12 protein-coding genes are annotated in these 15765 nt (G+C 52.3%); 6 read left to right on the top strand and 6 right to left on the bottom strand.

The genetic code is table 11. The features are described 5' to 3' along the window. Positions 1-53 precede the first annotated feature (53 nt). The 5 genes from MED297_RS01675 (at position 54) to MED297_RS01655 (ending at position 6940) form a co-directional block, all read left to right on the top strand. Positions 54-1958 carry a Hint domain-containing protein gene (locus MED297_RS01675; RefSeq protein WP_008041761.1) on the top strand — a complete coding sequence of 635 codons (1905 nt, stop codon included), beginning with the start codon at positions 54-56 and terminating at the stop codon, positions 1956-1958. 107 nt (positions 1959-2065) lie between these two features. Continuing rightward, a complete protein-coding gene (locus MED297_RS01670; protein ID WP_008041760.1) occupies positions 2066-3325 on the top strand; it encodes a hypothetical protein in 1260 nt (419 codons plus the stop codon). Between the two features lie 21 nt (positions 3326-3346). Continuing rightward, a complete protein-coding gene (locus MED297_RS01665; RefSeq protein WP_008041759.1) occupies positions 3347-4189 on the top strand; it encodes a GEVED domain-containing protein in 843 nt (280 codons plus the stop codon). 13 nt (positions 4190-4202) lie between these two features. Beyond that, positions 4203-5702, top strand: a complete 1500-nt coding sequence (locus MED297_RS01660; RefSeq protein ID WP_008041758.1) for a hypothetical protein — start codon at positions 4203-4205, stop codon at positions 5700-5702. 83 nt (positions 5703-5785) lie between these two features. Beyond that, a complete protein-coding gene (locus tag MED297_RS01655; RefSeq protein ID WP_154650813.1) occupies positions 5786-6940 on the top strand; it encodes a hypothetical protein in 1155 nt (384 codons plus the stop codon). Between the two features lie 13 nt (positions 6941-6953). On the opposite strand, the gene MED297_RS01650 is transcribed toward MED297_RS01655, so the two are convergent. The 6 genes from MED297_RS01650 to MED297_RS01625 form a co-directional block, all read right to left on the bottom strand. Next, positions 6954-8150: an ABC transporter substrate-binding protein gene (locus MED297_RS01650; RefSeq protein WP_008041755.1), complete on the bottom strand. Its 1197-nt coding sequence runs from the start codon at positions 8148-8150 to the stop codon at positions 6954-6956. Positions 8151-8244: 94 nt separating this feature from the next. Next, entirely contained in the window at positions 8245-9606 is a 1362-nt protein-coding gene (locus tag MED297_RS01645) for an FAD-dependent oxidoreductase (protein WP_008041752.1), read from the bottom strand. A 3-nt stretch (positions 9607-9609) separates the two neighbouring features. Beyond that, positions 9610-10503: a carbohydrate ABC transporter permease gene (locus tag MED297_RS01640; protein ID WP_008041750.1), complete on the bottom strand. Its 894-nt coding sequence runs from the start codon at positions 10501-10503 to the stop codon at positions 9610-9612. Between the two features lies 1 nt (position 10504). Beyond that, positions 10505-11401 carry a carbohydrate ABC transporter permease gene (locus MED297_RS01635; RefSeq protein WP_040556531.1) on the bottom strand — a complete coding sequence of 299 codons (897 nt, stop codon included), beginning with the start codon at positions 11399-11401 and terminating at the stop codon, positions 10505-10507. A 63-nt stretch (positions 11402-11464) separates the two neighbouring features. Next, positions 11465-12715: an ABC transporter substrate-binding protein gene (locus tag MED297_RS01630; RefSeq protein WP_154650812.1), complete on the bottom strand. Its 1251-nt coding sequence runs from the start codon at positions 12713-12715 to the stop codon at positions 11465-11467. A gap of 69 nt (positions 12716-12784) precedes the next feature. Then, entirely contained in the window at positions 12785-13834 is a 1050-nt protein-coding gene (locus MED297_RS01625) for a LacI family DNA-binding transcriptional regulator (RefSeq protein WP_008041745.1), read from the bottom strand. Between the two features lie 493 nt (positions 13835-14327). Between MED297_RS01625 and MED297_RS20955 the strand changes: the two genes are divergently transcribed. Further along, positions 14328-15713 carry a golvesin C-terminal-like domain-containing protein gene (locus MED297_RS20955; RefSeq protein ID WP_154650811.1) on the top strand — a complete coding sequence of 462 codons (1386 nt, stop codon included), beginning with the start codon at positions 14328-14330 and terminating at the stop codon, positions 15711-15713. Positions 15714-15765: the final 52 nt, after the last annotated feature.

Below are 15765 nucleotides of genomic sequence, written 5' to 3'. Positions count from 1 at the left end.
GGCGAACGGCTCAGAGCGGACCGGAAACTCACTCAATCTCAAAGGACAGACCCATGAACAAGAAAACTCTGGCGCTTGCGATTACCAGCGCAGCTCTCGGCAGCGCGCTGACTCTGACGTCTACGGCACTGGCCGGCGATTCCTCCGTTTCAGTTAAACCCTCAATGGGTGACCGGGAGGCCACTTACAAACACATCGCTCAACGCGGACAAAACGGCTTTCTGAACCCGGCCAACAATGAAGATTTCGCGATCATTATGGAACATCTTCGGTATGCTGGCGTCACCCCTGCCGAAGCGCCAATGCACTTCAAGATGGTTGAAGAAGCCCGGCGACAGGCCTTGATGAACCCGCAATTGTTCACCGAAGCAAGCCTGCTGGTGCAGGACCCTACGTTGCACCATTCAGTGCACATGCCCAAAACCGTGACCCATCCGGCTACGCTGGAGAACCGACTGATTGCGGCTGCAACTGTGAACGTCGCTGACAACCTTGTCTACGGATACACGACCACCGTGCTGAAGGATCCCAACGGAGTGCAGATCGGCAAACCGGGCGCTAAACGCGCCTACGCCGGCGAAGCAGACCGCTCTATCGCGCTGACTGATGTTGATACCGACTACATCGCCGCCAACTATGACCCGGACGATCAATTTATTCTGGAATCGTTCGCCATGACTCAGGATACCGACGGTCAGCGACAGTTCCACACCAGCAGAAACGTTATTTTGGCAAAAGCCCTGATGAGTCGCAGTTCCTCCAATGGTGACAACGGTACCCTCACCGTCGAAGCACCGGTGGTAAAACCGGCCCATGCCGGTAACAACAATATTAAAATCTGCCTGAACCGAGACCACGGTGACTGCGATTACCCGCAGATGTATCCAAGCAACACACCCAACTCGCAACTGAAGGTACGACTGCCCATTGCCGGTTCCATCGAAACCATCCACGAAATCATCAAGGTCTATGCTCCGGGCGAAACCGGACAAGGTGTGATTCAGGGTCTCGATACCGGCGTCTGGATTATGGCCGGTGACCCGAATGCCGATGGCGAATGGGCACACATGCGACACCCTGACGATCCTTCAACGACGTTTGTCGATTACGTCAACTTCCGTCCGTTCCTCGATGAGTTCGGCAACGTCACTACTGTCCTGACCTGGGACGTGCCAATGGAAGATGCACTATTCGGCGTTGGCGCAGATAACACTCAGGCGACGTTGTTCAAGCGCTTTGAAAACGTACAGTGGGAAATCCGCCTGCGGGTACAGGCACAGGACACCATTGATATGGATGGTGACTTAAGCACAACCGATGATCGTATTGTTATTGTGCCGCCTTACGACACCGTCTTTGTCGCTGAAAACGCGAGCCTCGATGACGAACTCGACCAGTGGGTTCTCGAGGAGAAACTGCCCTTCCTGTATTTCGAGTACAGCTGTGTTGCCAAGGGCAGCCTGATTGCCATGGCCGATGGTTCCGTGAAGGCCATCGAAGACGTGATGATTGGTGATGTGGTGCTGTCCGACGGCAAAGCCATGCAGGTCACCGATACGTCTATCGGTTATGAAGCCGAACCGATGATTGCCATTACCGATGACCTCGGTCACAACGTCTTACTCACCCGTACCCATCCGGTTCAAACCTCCAATCGCGGCGTCATCTGGGCTGAGGAGGTTCAGGCCGGTGACCAGTTGATGACACAACAGGGCAGCAGCACGGTGACCGCTGTTGAAGAGCAGCTGTTCAACGACACCGTCCATAACCTGGAACTGGAACCTGCCTCCGGCACCAATGAAACCGACGAGCTGATGTTTGCCAACGGCATTGCCATTGGTGACCTCGGCTATCAGTCATCGTTGACGTTTAAAGATAAAGCGCCGTCAACGGTCGAGGCCACACTGGAGCAACTGCCGGAAGCCTGGCATCAGGATTATCTGAACTCGCTGAAGTAATCCGCTCACCAAAGGGCGCCGGTCACCAGACCGGCCCCGCTTTAAACACTGCGCGGTATCACCAATGACGGAAGCGCAGTTGAACCATTTATCTGATAGGTGAATCCATGAGTACATTGAACAGAAAACGTCCCTGGTGCCGGACACTGCCAGGTCGCGTCTCAGCCTTACTGATCGGACTGGCCGGTTGCGCATCCCTGTCGACGGCAACTGAGATTCCAGGGACCGAAAACGATCACATCCCACTGGGAACCGCATATCACAGTGACAAAGCTGGATTTTACGGCTTTCAGAGTGTGAACGGTCAAATCGATGAAACCTACGGCAACACCGAGGCGGAAATCCAGTTCTCTCTCGACGCCGGTTACAAACAACTGCTGAACATGGTGAACGGCAGTGTGGACGCTTCAGTGAAACTGACCGCCGTCAGTGTCGATGCCGGAGGACAATACGCTTCACAAAATGCGGCCGATGAGTACACCGGTACCTACACTGTTTACATCAATCTGAAACCAAAAAAACGATTGCTGGTACCGGCCAATGAGTACGGCTACCAGGCAACCGCAGCGGCCGTAGAACTGGCAAACCTCTATCCGGGCAACAAGCCGGAAGAACTCGGCGATGAGTTTGTCACCGGCATCGAATACGGTTCTTATCTCATCGTCAATATGAAGGTGGAGTACCGCAGTGCCGAAGACAAAAGACGTATTGGCGGGTACCTGTCGGTTGATGTCAACGGCATCGTCAGCGTTGATGGCGATCTGAGCCTGATGGATGAAGACATCAAACGCTCAGTGAAAATCTCCATCTCGGCCAAGCAGGAAGGCGGCAATCCACTGGAGCTGGCAAAAATTATCCCCGATGGTTTGATGCAATGCTCGCTGAACAATCCTGAGCCTTGTTTCAATCTGTTTTCTGAAACTGTCACCTATTTAAAAACCGATTACATCAATCAGTTCCCAACGCTGGACAAATACAATCCGGTCAAGCTGTACACGCAACGCTATCAAACCTCCGGTCCGGGTCTGGCCGTATTGACACCGGTCAGTGGTTACGAAGACATCGGCTATCTGACCAAACTCACCATGAATCGGCTCAGTGACGCCTGGGTGTCTTCAATGCTCGATAAACGGCGCGCGGAGAACATCGTGAACTATTACGGTTCGGCGCTGAGCACGACGCAGAAACAACAGATTGAAGCCATTGTCGATAAAGCACGGGCCAACGCCTACCTCTATGCCGACACGGTCGCATACTGCAACCGAAACCCCTACGGCCCTTACTGTCGGGATCGGGAAACTGAACTGACCGATGGTGGCTACATTCAAACTTACGATGCCGACCTGCTCGATTTGAGCGCCCTTTAACCGGATTAAGGAACCTGACCCATGAAACTCATTAAATGGCTCTGCCTATGGGCTGCTCTGGTTGGTACCAGTGTGGTCGCAACCGCCGAGGACTACCCGAACTACGGCAAGTGGGACGATCAACTGACGCCCATCGAAGCCGTCGGACGTTTCCAATGGCTGCAAAAATGTTATGAAGGACTGCTGATTGAAACCTGGGAACGGATGTACGACGTGACGGACCCGACATCAACTGCCGATAAAATGAATGACCTCAGAAACGCATGGCTTTTTGAAGATGGCCGTTTGAAAACGCATGCGCAATATCTCACCTTTGGCGATGAAGACCATGAGAACCCGGAAAACTGGGTGGCGGGTACGCACCCCAATCAGGTCTGTAAAACCATTCCACGTGGTTATCAGGTGATCGGCCTGCAAACCACTTTCGACTACAAACCTTACTGTGCCATCACATCCGCCAGCTCCGACTATCTGGCCATCAGCCGGGTCACCATCGGTAACTACGAAAACAACAGCGACGCCTCAACCTACTCTAATTTTTCCGGACGGATTGTGACGCTCAATCGCGGCGACAGTTTCAGAGTCAGCGCGACGGAACTGAAAAGCCACGAACGCATCACGGGTACCTGGCATGTTTTTGCTGACTGGAACCGTAACGGCGCGTTGGATGATGCCGGCGAAATGATCGTTCGTAATCAAGCCTCTGCCGATGGCGAGGTGACTTTCAATCTGACTGTCCCGGACGATGCCACACCAGGCTTCACCCGGTTGCGCATTACGACGGATATCGCAGGCGGCTATGACAACCCCTGTTATGACATTCAATACGGTGAAGTCGAAGACTACACCCTGATGGTTAACTAAGGGAGATTCACCCATGACAATTTCATTCCGATCCGGACTGCTGGCAACAGCCTGTCTGCTCAGCGTCCTGACTTCTGCGGCCGACACAACGGTCCCGCAGCGCCAATCGCTGCAATCGCAACGGCTGGATACGTTCAGCAGCACCATTCCAGGCATGGTGAACGATCACATAATTCTCGGTACAGCCTATAACAGCGCAACCGAAGAGTTTCTGAATCACCAACCCATTGCCGGTACCGTAACCGAGCAATATGGTGGCGTTCAGTTTAATTTTACCTACGACACCGACACCAGCTACGACGAGATACTGAGCTCGTTGAATGGCAGCGTCGATGCATCGGTTGCCATTAATGTGGTACAGGTCAACGCTGGCGCACACATTGCAAAAGAGTCGGCCGAGTCGCAGTACAGCAGTTCGTACACCTTTACGGCGAACACCACACCGAAAAAGAAAGTGTTCATACCGGAAGACAGCAACGTTGGCTTTACGCTGAACCCAGTAGGTAACACCATTGCCAATGACTACCAAAGTGAACTCATGGAGCTCGCCGGTGATGAGTTTGTCACCAGCATTGAGTACGGTGCGCAACTGTTCGTTAACATGAACATTGAATACCTGAACAGTCAGGACAAGCGGGACATTGGGGGCTACCTCGGCGTGGATATTGCCGGCGGTGTGGTCAGTGTACAGGGCGAACTGGACTTTCTCGATGAAGAAACCAAAGAGTCGGTAAAGATCACCGTTCGCGCCATTCAGAAAGGTGGGCAGCCTGCTCAGTTGCTGCACATCATCCCCAACAACATCGTCACCTGCTCACTGGCAAATCCTCAGCCGTGTTTTGACCTGTTCAGTCAGGCCATTCAGTACGCGAAAAACGATTTCCGTCTGCAGTTTAACCAACTCTCTGACTACAACGTCATCAGTTACAAAACGACGCGTTACGACCGCTCAACCGCCGACGTTAAACGTCTGGCACCGGAGTATCAGGAAGTCAGCTTTGCACGAAATCAGTTGCTTTATGAACTGACCGATAAGTACAAAAAAGCGTTGATGGACGAGCAGCGGGCGGCCGACATCCTGGCAACCTATTTAAGCTGGGTGCCGGCCGATCAGCGCCAGGGCATTGAAGCCATCAAACGTGATGCGTACAAAAATGCCTGGCTGTATTACGACGCGGCGGAATACTGCCAGAAACATCCTTTCGGAGATCTGTGCGTAGACTACTGGGCAGAAATGCAAAATGTCTGCAACACTACCGGGGAAGGATGCCTGGCCGAATACGACCGGAGCCGTTTGGAAATTCCCGCCCAGGAACGCAAGGTGTACCAGTGTGAACTGGCCCGTCAGCAGGCAACTAACCGAGGGTTGATTTCAGAGCCGTTGTCCCTGTCGTATCGTAAGCTGCGCTGGGCACCGGTTTTTGTTGATGCGAGCCAACCGGACTATGGCATCGTGGAATGGACACCCTGTGAATTTGCTCTGACCACCTACGGTCTGACGTTCGAAAACTAAGGCCCACACACGGCTCTGTTTGCCTTATGTCAGACAGAGCCAACTGTTTACTTGCCAGCCGCCAGCCAATTGCGAGGGACACCATGTCACTGTTTAGGAACCTATGCCTGCCACTGTGCGGGTTGATGCTTGCCAGCACCCTGGACGCCACCGAATACGCGGGCTACCAGATTCAACCCGACCATCTGGGCGTTGGTTTTGACAGCGATATGGCAACCATGCGACAGGCCTGCCTGCAAGGCGATTGGATCGAAACCGGAAATGTTCGCGGTGAACTGAACTACCTCAGTTCTCAGACTGCCGAAGCGTTCATCGAACAAACCTATGGCAAAGTGAAAGGCGGCATCAATCTGATTTTATTTGCCGGTTCGGTCAGTACTTCGCTCAGCTCCCGCGTCACCGAAAACCGACGCAGTGCCTCCTCCAGTATTCGACTGATTTACGACGCCCGCGATCTGTCATTAGAAAACCGGACGCTGACCCCCTTGGGTCAGTCCATGGTTGGTGCCGACCCCATGACGATTCTCAGTACCTGTGGTGACGCCTTCATTCACCACATCAAACTGGGTTCCGAGATCTACGTAACGACGCGACTGCACTTTCGTTCGGTCGAAGAGTATCAGAAGTGGGTGACAAAAATTAAAGTGCGCTTTCTGTTCTATTCCAAAACCAAAACGAAAACCAAAGAATGGCTCAAACTGACCGAGAACGCCGTCTACAGCATCGACGTCAACACGCAGGGCGGTATGACACCAAGACTACAGGAGCTGCTGGATCAAAACCCACGTTACTGCCAAACCGATGCCATGACGGACTGTGAAACCACACTGGAAAAACTGTTCGACTATTTGTTCAGCCCTTCCGGGTATGCACAGGACATCGAAAGCGCACCAAAAACCGTGCTGTCTATGAACACCCAAACTTATCAGGCGTCGGCACACTTTGGACTGGTTGCCGACCCATTAGACCGCGGTGCTCCCTTTACATTTGAAAATGAGCGCCTGTCAGTTCGGTTCGTCAGTAATCAGCAGTCTATCGCTACGCTGGATGCGTTCATTGCCGTTGAAACCGATGACAGTCAACGCGAAGCCTACGAAAACACACGGGCAAAGGCGGTAGAAAACATCCAATGGCTGGATGAGGCGGCCGAAGATTGCCGACAGACAACCCTGCTGGCCTTTTGTCGTCAGCAGGTTGATGCGGCGCTGGCCCGTCAACACAATCTGAATGAGTTCTGAACCAAAGCCGGTGTCAGGGCGCTGCACACCATTGAGTTAACAATGCGTCCAAAGGGGTCGATGGGTTCCATAACTGAGCATAGTCCTTAGCCACTAAGGATTGCAGACGGGTCTCGTGCGACCCCATGACAAGGCTTTGCCCATTCAGAATGCCCTGGCCCACGACCGACATATCGACCGGTTCCAGGTTTGGGTTACTGCCCAGAAACTCAATGGATTTTAAAATAGACGCCCTGGCGGGCGGAAAGTATCGGGACATCACCATCGCACCCTGCCGCCCGGTTAGGTATTTTACGAACTCAATGGCTAACGCCTGATGTTCACTGTGCTGCGAGACAAACAAACCCGCACGCCCAACCATTTCTGCACCCTGCGGCATCGGTGCCAAGCCCCACTCAAAATCAACTGTCTGTAACTGAGACACATCGGAAATCTGGCCGTAGGTCACGGCAACTGATCCCTTAAAAAACTGACGTTCCTGATCCACCGGGACGGTGACATCAAAGCTTGTATAACTGTCCCGATACCAGTTCAGCAGCGCTTTAAAGGCTTCATCATTGAAAGCACAGCCTTCCGGTTGCCAATCTGGACCCAGATCGGATTGAATCAACAAATTGACCCATTCGAATGACCGGCTGCGTTGTTGCGAGCCACCGTGCCGGCCTTCAAAAGCATATACACCCGTCTGCTTTCGGGTATGCGCCGACACCGCCTCAATCATCGTCTGGAAACTTTCGAACTGCCCATCACGTAATGACTGAACCAAGGCCGCATTTAAGTGGTCCTGATTGTAGAACATAACAAAGGGGGAGTTAGAAAATGGGACCGCCAGCAGTTGTCCCTCATGCGAAAACTGCTCCAGCGATGCCAAGGTGTAATCTTCAAGATCATAACGTTCATCGTTTTGCAGAGCACTCATCAATGGAATCGCCAGACCTCGCTCGACCAGCTGAGGGAACTGGCTTTCTGAAACCCAGCCGATATCCGGAAGGCGCGTCGTTGTCGAACTGAACAGGTCGTTATAGTCGCCATAAGGAAGGTACTCCAACTGTACCGTCACCTCCGGATGGCGTTCATTAAAGCCTCTGATCAGTGTCTCCATCACCGCAACATGAGCGGGACGTTTGCTCCAGACCGTCAGGGTTAACTCAGCACTGAACACCAGGCTGCTGACACCCAGCAACAACAAAACCGTCAGTTTCCGTATCATCGTGAATGCTCCCTCTTTTCGGTTCATAAAAAAAGACGGTGCCGGGCACCGTCAAACACGTCAGAGTATTGCTGACTCCAGAGTTGTAGGGCGATTAAAGCCGGACACCATTTTCTTTCAGTGCCTGTTTAACCTCTTCGTAAGGAACGCGATTCACCGCACAGTGATGACGAGCGGCAACGGCCGCTACCGCGCCACTGGCTTGTCCGATAGACATCGCAATCGGGGTCACCCGAATGGCGGCGAAAGCCTCATGATCCGCACTGATCGAACGACCACTGAACACCAGGTTATCGACCTTGCCGGTGAATAGCGTTCGCATCGGGATGTTATAAACATGATCAGGCTGCAAGTGAGTGGATACCGTTTCGATTTTATCAGGTGAGTGGATATCGATCGGATAGGCACCAAACGCGACCACATCGTCAAACGGTCGCTGCTCCAGCAAATCGCTGGCGGTTAACACGTAATCCCCGATCGATCGGCGGGTTTCCCGCACACCCACCTGATAGGGTGTTGAAACCAATCGGGCGTTTTCAAAGCCTATGGCTTCAGATTTCAGGAACTTGAAAATCTCATAGCACTGGCGCCGCCCTTCAACTTCGGCCCGGGTCATGTCGAACGGATTAGTGCCGTCCATACCCTGAATCCGAGAGGAATTACAAACCACGGTACCCGGCTCGTTGGTTTCAAAGAACAGAATAAACTCTCGTGGAATACCCAACTGATGTTGATCACGATAAGCCGGCCAGGTTTTAGAAAACGCCTTCAAACTTAATCGCTTTGTTTCCTTGAGCCGCTTAATGCCTTCTTCGACGCCGAGGTCAAACTCGTAATTGTCCGGGTTGGCGTATACATCTTCCCGAATACGATCGACATCCACACCAGAAATCTTCAGATTCATTGTCATCGGTTGCGTGGCTTCGTCAGTCTCCCGGCCTTTTTTCTGCATAATGCCGGCCTGATTGGCAAGATCCCCATCACCCGTCGCGTCAATAAAATATTGGCCGACAATATCCACCAAGCCGGCTTTATTACAGACAGTGACTTTTTGCACCCTGGACTGGTCAAACGAAACCGAGGCCAGCATGGAGTGGTAAAGAATGTCCGCACCGGCGTCGATGACCATGGTTTCCATGGCTATTTTCATCGCCTCGGCATCAAAGGGCGTCACGGTTGAGCAATAGGTGATCGAATCGATCACATGCCCCGGTGACGCATCCATGGCGATCAGTTTATCAACCAATTCCTGGGCCAGCCCGAACACGACCTGATCGCCGCCAGGATTGTGAAACGTCATCATCGGACTGACGCCCATCATGGTCAACGAACCACCTAAAAAGCCACCGCGTTCAATCAACAGGGTTTTTGCTCCGGCTCGAGCAGATTGCACCGCCGCCATGACACCCGAGGGGCCACCACCTACGACAACGACATCGTACTGTTCTACTTTCATCTTTTATCCTTTAACGCCGGTCATCGCAAAGCTCTGCACAATGTGTCGCTGCGCGATAACGTAAATCAATAACACCGGAATCACCGCAAGCGATGTTGCCGCCATCTGTAAATGCCACAACGGTAAACCGTAGGCATCGGAAAAATTATTCAGTGCCAGGGGCACGGTAAACTTGTCGAGATCACTGACAAACACCAGTGGTTCAAGAAGCAGATTCCAGGAATGCAGGAAAGACAGGATTGCCACCGCCGCCAGCGCCGGACCGGATAGCGGAAGCGCAATGCGCCAGAACACGCCAAATCGGGACAGGCCATCCATAATGCCGGCTTCTTCGACTTCGTTCGGAATCGACATAAAGAACTGGCGCATCAGAAACGTTGCGATAATGCCCTGAGAGCCAAACACCGGAAGCAAAATCAACGGCACATGCGAGTTCATCAGATTCAATGTCGACATGGCAAAGAAGTTTGGGATAATGGTGACCTCTTCCGGCATCATCAGCCCACTGAGCAGCAACAGAAACACCAGATTTGCACCTTTGAACTTGATTTTGGCAAAGGCGTAACCTGCCAGCGAGGCGACAAACATAATTGAGATCGTCACCACCACCGCTATGTACAACGAATTAAAATACTGCTGTGCGAAAGGCTGGTATTGAAAAATTTCGACATAGTTCTCCCAGCGAAACGTTTCCGGAATGATGGTCGGTGGAAACGCGGTAATTTCACTTTGACTCTTCAGTGAACCTGACACCATCCAGATGAACGGAAATACAAAAGGCACCGATACCCCTAACAGCGTGGCATACCAAAGCACCCGATTCAGGTAACGCTTCCAGGGGACATCCGTCATCGCGGCATCTTTGCGATTCGATTTGGAAAAGACCAGGGTACTCATCTTATTGCTCCTTCTGCTTCAGTAGCCACTGACCGACGGTTAACACCAACGTCAAAACAAACAGGATGACCGCCAAAGCGCTGGCATAGCCGATTTCAAAAAACTCAAACGCACGTTCATAGATGTAATACGCCAAAACCAAGGTGCCGCTTTCGGGCCCGCCACCAGTCATCAGATAGATGTGGTCAAAGACTTTCAGCGAACCAACAACCGTCACGATGGAAATTACCAACGTCGTCGGCGCCAACAGCGGCCAGATGATGTGGCGGAACCGTTGCCAAGGTGTGGCACCATCCAGGGACGATGCTTCGACGTAATCAGGAGAAATGGATTGCAGCGCCGCCAGATACAAAATCATGTTCAGCCCCACGTTTTTGATAACCCGGGTCATGATGACGGCAAACATGGCCCAGTTCGGTTCACGCAACCAGTTTGGCCCATCAATGCCAATTAACGCCAACAGCTGGTTAACCCCACCGGATTCTTTCTGCAGAAGAAACGACCAGACAATCGCCCAGGCCGCTCCCGCGGTAATCACCGGTGCAAAATACACGGTGCGGAAAAACACCACGCCGGTAAATTTCTGATTCAACGCCAGGGCCAAAACCAAAGCCAGTGCGATGTTCAATGGCACCAAGCCACCGGCAAAGACCAAAGAGTTACGAACCACCAACCAGAACTCTTCATTTTCAGTAAAGATTTCCTGGTAGTTCTGCAGACCAACGAACGTTGAATCCTGGCTTAAAATGTTCCACTCAGTGACCGAATAGCCAAAAATAGCAATCACCGGAATAATAAAAAAGCAAAGAAAGCCAAACATCATCGGGCTGATAAACAGCCATCCCGACAGCGTTTCTCCGGAAAACAGATTCTTTTTCTGTGAGACAAGTGCAGACATCAGATCACCAAACGTTTTAAGGACGACCGACAGCATTCACCGCTGCCGGTCGCAGTGATGGGGTTATTTTCGAGTCAGTTGTTTGTTGATTCGAGAACAGGCTTCCGTAAACACCGCTTCGATGTCCGCATCCGCTTTCCACAACTTGTCGAAGGTTCCCCGTGTCGCCGATTTAATGACCGGCATGTTGACATGAGACGGCATAACGCTGCCGTTATTGATTTCATTCGCCACAATGCGCATGGCGGACGGCGTCAGCCGGCTGTTTGAGTTCAGGAAAGCATCCGACCCCAAGACCGAGGCACGTGCCGGCGGGAAGAACTCAGCCATACGTGCGACACCCGCTTCGTTGGTCATGTAAGCCAGAAACTCTTCAGCCAACGCCCGGTTTGGACTGTCTTTAAAGACGACAACTGCGGCCTGACCAATGATGGGGGCGCTACCCGCTTTACCAGATGGCATGGGTGCAATACCCCAGTCAAAGTCAGCCTCATCCAATTTTGACGCGCGGGAAATCTGCGTATAGGTCAGGGCGGCCTTACCATTAAAGAAGTCGCCCATTTCTCCCGGAGGGACCGCCGATTGATCTTTAAAGATCATGTCGTGATACACCTGAACGGCCTCAACCGCCGTTGCTGAGTTCAACGTGCAGGTATCGCCCTGCCAGACGTCGCCACCGTAGGATCGCACCAACGGCACCAGCACTTCCCACACGCGCCCGTCATAACCCTGGCCGTCCATGGTTTCAAAGCCATAAATACCCTGTTCAGCGTCCGCAAGGGTATCGGCCATGTCACGCAGCGCACCCCAGGTCCATTCGCCTTTGGCGTGCAGTTCATTCGGATTGTCCAGACCGGCGGCATCCAACAGGCTCTGGTTATAGAAAATCACAAACGGTGAGGTTGAGAACGGAACCCCGTAGACGGCATCGTCTTTCTGCCACAAACCCATTGCTGAAGGTGACAAATCCTCAAAGTTGTAGTTCGCGGTCGCCTGCAGTGTGTCGCTGACATCGGCCAGGATATTAGATTGAATAAAGGTGGGTGCCGTACCTTCCAGCATCCAGCCCATGTCCGGCGGATTACCACCACCGATCTGCAGGGAAATTTTCTGCACGTAATCGGCAAACGGGATGGTTTCGAAAGTGATATTGGTATTCGGATGCGTCGCTTTAAAACCGTCGGCAAATTCGTTCAGCATCGACAGATGGGCTTCACTGCCCGTCCATACGGTAAAACGCAAATCGTCAGCCTGGCTTACCCCGGCGGTCATGCCGAGAGCCAGAGCGGCGGTGGTGAGTTTGATAAAGCGCATAATCATTAAGTCCTCTAATTGTTTTTGTTACTACAAGCGCTGAGCTCGCTCTGAGTTTTTTATTGATGATTAAATCGGGGCAGGCCCGAGGGTCTTTCCAAGACGCAGCTCACACGGCAGCGTCAGTTGAACTTTTGAGTTGGTCAGGTTGGCATCGATCATCTGTATTAATGATACAAACGCCTGGTGACCCATATTGACTTTAGGAACATCGAATCCGCTCCACTCGATGGACAGGTCCATCGCACCCATAGGTTCACCCAAGATAGCGATAGAGATATCGTCCGGTACACGTTTCCCCTGCTGTGCCAGCCGATCAACCAGCTGTTCAGCCACTGGGGTTTCTTCGACAAGAACAGCCGTCAACTGATCGGCGTTGATCCGCTCCACCAGCTCGGCGACAAAGGTGTCGGTGTTTCCCCGTTCGATCCGGTTGTGGCGTTCATCCAACTGATGATCTTGCAGGAACTGTTTAAAACCCTGCTCTCGATCCAGTCGACGCTCCACCAACGGCACGTCGCCAACGTACAGAAACTTACGGTGACCAAGTTCGTAAAGGTGCTCACACAACTCGCAGGTTGCGCCGGTGTAGTCGGCGGCGACATAACTGATGGGCGTCTTCAGGTCCTGCCGGCCGATATAAACAAACCGGTAACCATCCTTCTGTAACCGAATCAGTTCTTTCGGATTGGGATCCCGTCCGAACAGAATGGCCCCATCGGCCATCACCAGGCGATTCACGTCGTTTTCATAAATCCGCTTCTGTTGGTTACGGTTTTTCGACGAGGTATAAAGCAGCAGGTCGTAGCCCATGGTTTCAGCCGCCGTTTCAACACCCAACAGAAAATCACGGAAAAAGTCGTTCGGGTCTTTTGGAAACACCGACTCGAAACTGAACAGGCCGATAATTTTCTTGCGACCTCCCGCCAGAGACTGCGCCACCATATTGGGCACATAGCCCAACTCCTTGATGGCTTTCAGAACGCGCTCCCGGGTTTCTTCACCCACACGGATATTACTGGAGTCGCCTTTGGACACCACAGCAGACACAACGGCCGAGGAGACTTTGGCCAGTCGGGCAACATCGGCTTGAGTTGGGCGTTTCTTTGTGTCCTTCATGCGACTGTGGCACTCTGCAAATTAACTTGATGAAAAAATGATAAAGCGCGTAATCAATTTTAGCAAGTCCCGCACGGAAAAAATCTCAAATAAGCAATAGAAACCACCTAAACCGTACGTTACACCCGAACAAGCTCTCCGCCCCTTCAGTATACGACTGCCAACTTACAGCTCTTAGCCGATCGTTCACTAAAACCAAATAAACCTTTATAAATCAATAATTTATTTAAACCCTACTCACCTAAAAAAGCTCAAACTACCGCTTTTCTTGATCTAAAAGCCCCTATCCCATACCAAACCGCGCCTGATTAATCCTGATCATTTGACAACCTAAGAATCGAACCGTAAGGTAATTAAAAGATTATGCGCATAATCATTTAGTCAAAGAACAGACTGACGGTGCGCTGATCGACTCAAGCTCATAAATACAAAAATAATGAAAACCATGCATCGATCCGGTTTTCATGAGACCTACCAAAACGGAGTCACACTCATGAAAAAACAACTGTCCGCCCTGCTCTGCAGTGCCCTCAGTCTGACGGCCACCTTGGCCTTCGCTGCCAAACCGACGTTCTACCATCAGGGCGTGGTCATCAACACTGACACACTGAACTACAACCCGACTGACGAGGTCATTTTTCCCAGCTTGTTAAAGGTGACCGACCACATCAGCGGTGCCCTTGGGAACTATTACCTTTACTACGCACCGCATGATGCCCCGGGTGGTATTGCGGTGGCTTATTCGAACACCATCGAAGGCCCATACACTGAGTACAGCAACTTGCCACTGATTTCGAACAATGAACCGTCCCGCTGGAATGTCAGCCACATCTCGAGCCCGAATGTGGTCTGGATGGAAGAGTACGGTAAATTTTTCATGTATTACCACGGAGAAAACAACACCACTCGCTGGGCCTGGTCCTGGGATGGACTGAACTGGAACATCGCGCAGGACAACGTTGCCGTGACAACCGCCGATTTTCATAACGCCGGTTTCAGCACTTCGATTTCCGAGACGTCCTATGCGCGGGTGTTCGACTATGAAATCCCAACCTGGGGTGACCGGTACACGATGGTGTTGATGGTCAATGACGGCGGCCAGCGAAAAATCGCTTTGGCCACCTCAGACGATGGTAAAGACTTTACCCCGCGCGATGGCTCCCTGGTGTCGCCGGTTCCCGATGGACAAAGCAATATCTCCGGCGCGTTTTATTGGCAGGACGCGGGCAAGCACTACGTGCTTTATCACGGCAGCAGCAACATCTACTACACCGAAGTCGGTGCCAACTTTAATTTGGAGAACCACCAGGGTGTGTTCTATGACCCGACATCCGGTGGGGCCGAACAGAACAAAGCCGCGGAACCGTATCTGGTGTACGACAATAACCAATGGCATATGTTCTATTCTGTTGGCGCGCGTCTGAGCCAGAACATCGGCTACGCCAACGAGACCAATCCAGCCGTGGACATGATCATAGATAACAACAGTTCCGGCTTTCTCACCAGCAGCAGTGGCTGGAACAGCAGCACCTCAACATCGGGCTACCAGGGCAGCGACTACCTCTATGACGTCGATGCAGCCGGTGGCAGTAACGTCTGGGCATCCTGGCGCCCCACCTTTCCGAACACCGCCACTTACAAGGTTTACGCTCGCTGGACATCGCACAGCAATCGCCCCGACAACATCAAATACAAGGTGTATGCACAGGGTCAGGTGACCGAAGTCTACCGCGATCAGACCATCAACGGAGGCAGCTGGCAATTACTGGGCACCTTCACCTTTGGTGCCGGTACTTCGGATGCCAACCGGGTCACACTGGATGCCGCAAGCGATTCCGGCCATACCATCGCCGACGCGGTCCGGTTTGTTCTGGACTGATCCAAAACACGACACCCATCGGGCGACCCAAAACGGTCGCCCATTCCCAGAT

Origin of the sequence: Reinekea blandensis MED297 (assembly GCF_000153185.1) — a bacterium.
GTDB classification, from domain to species: domain Bacteria; phylum Pseudomonadota; class Gammaproteobacteria; order Pseudomonadales; family Natronospirillaceae; genus Reinekea; species Reinekea blandensis.
The sequence above is the reverse complement of the archived record's forward strand: the minus strand, read 5'-3'. Positions and strand labels throughout refer to the sequence as shown.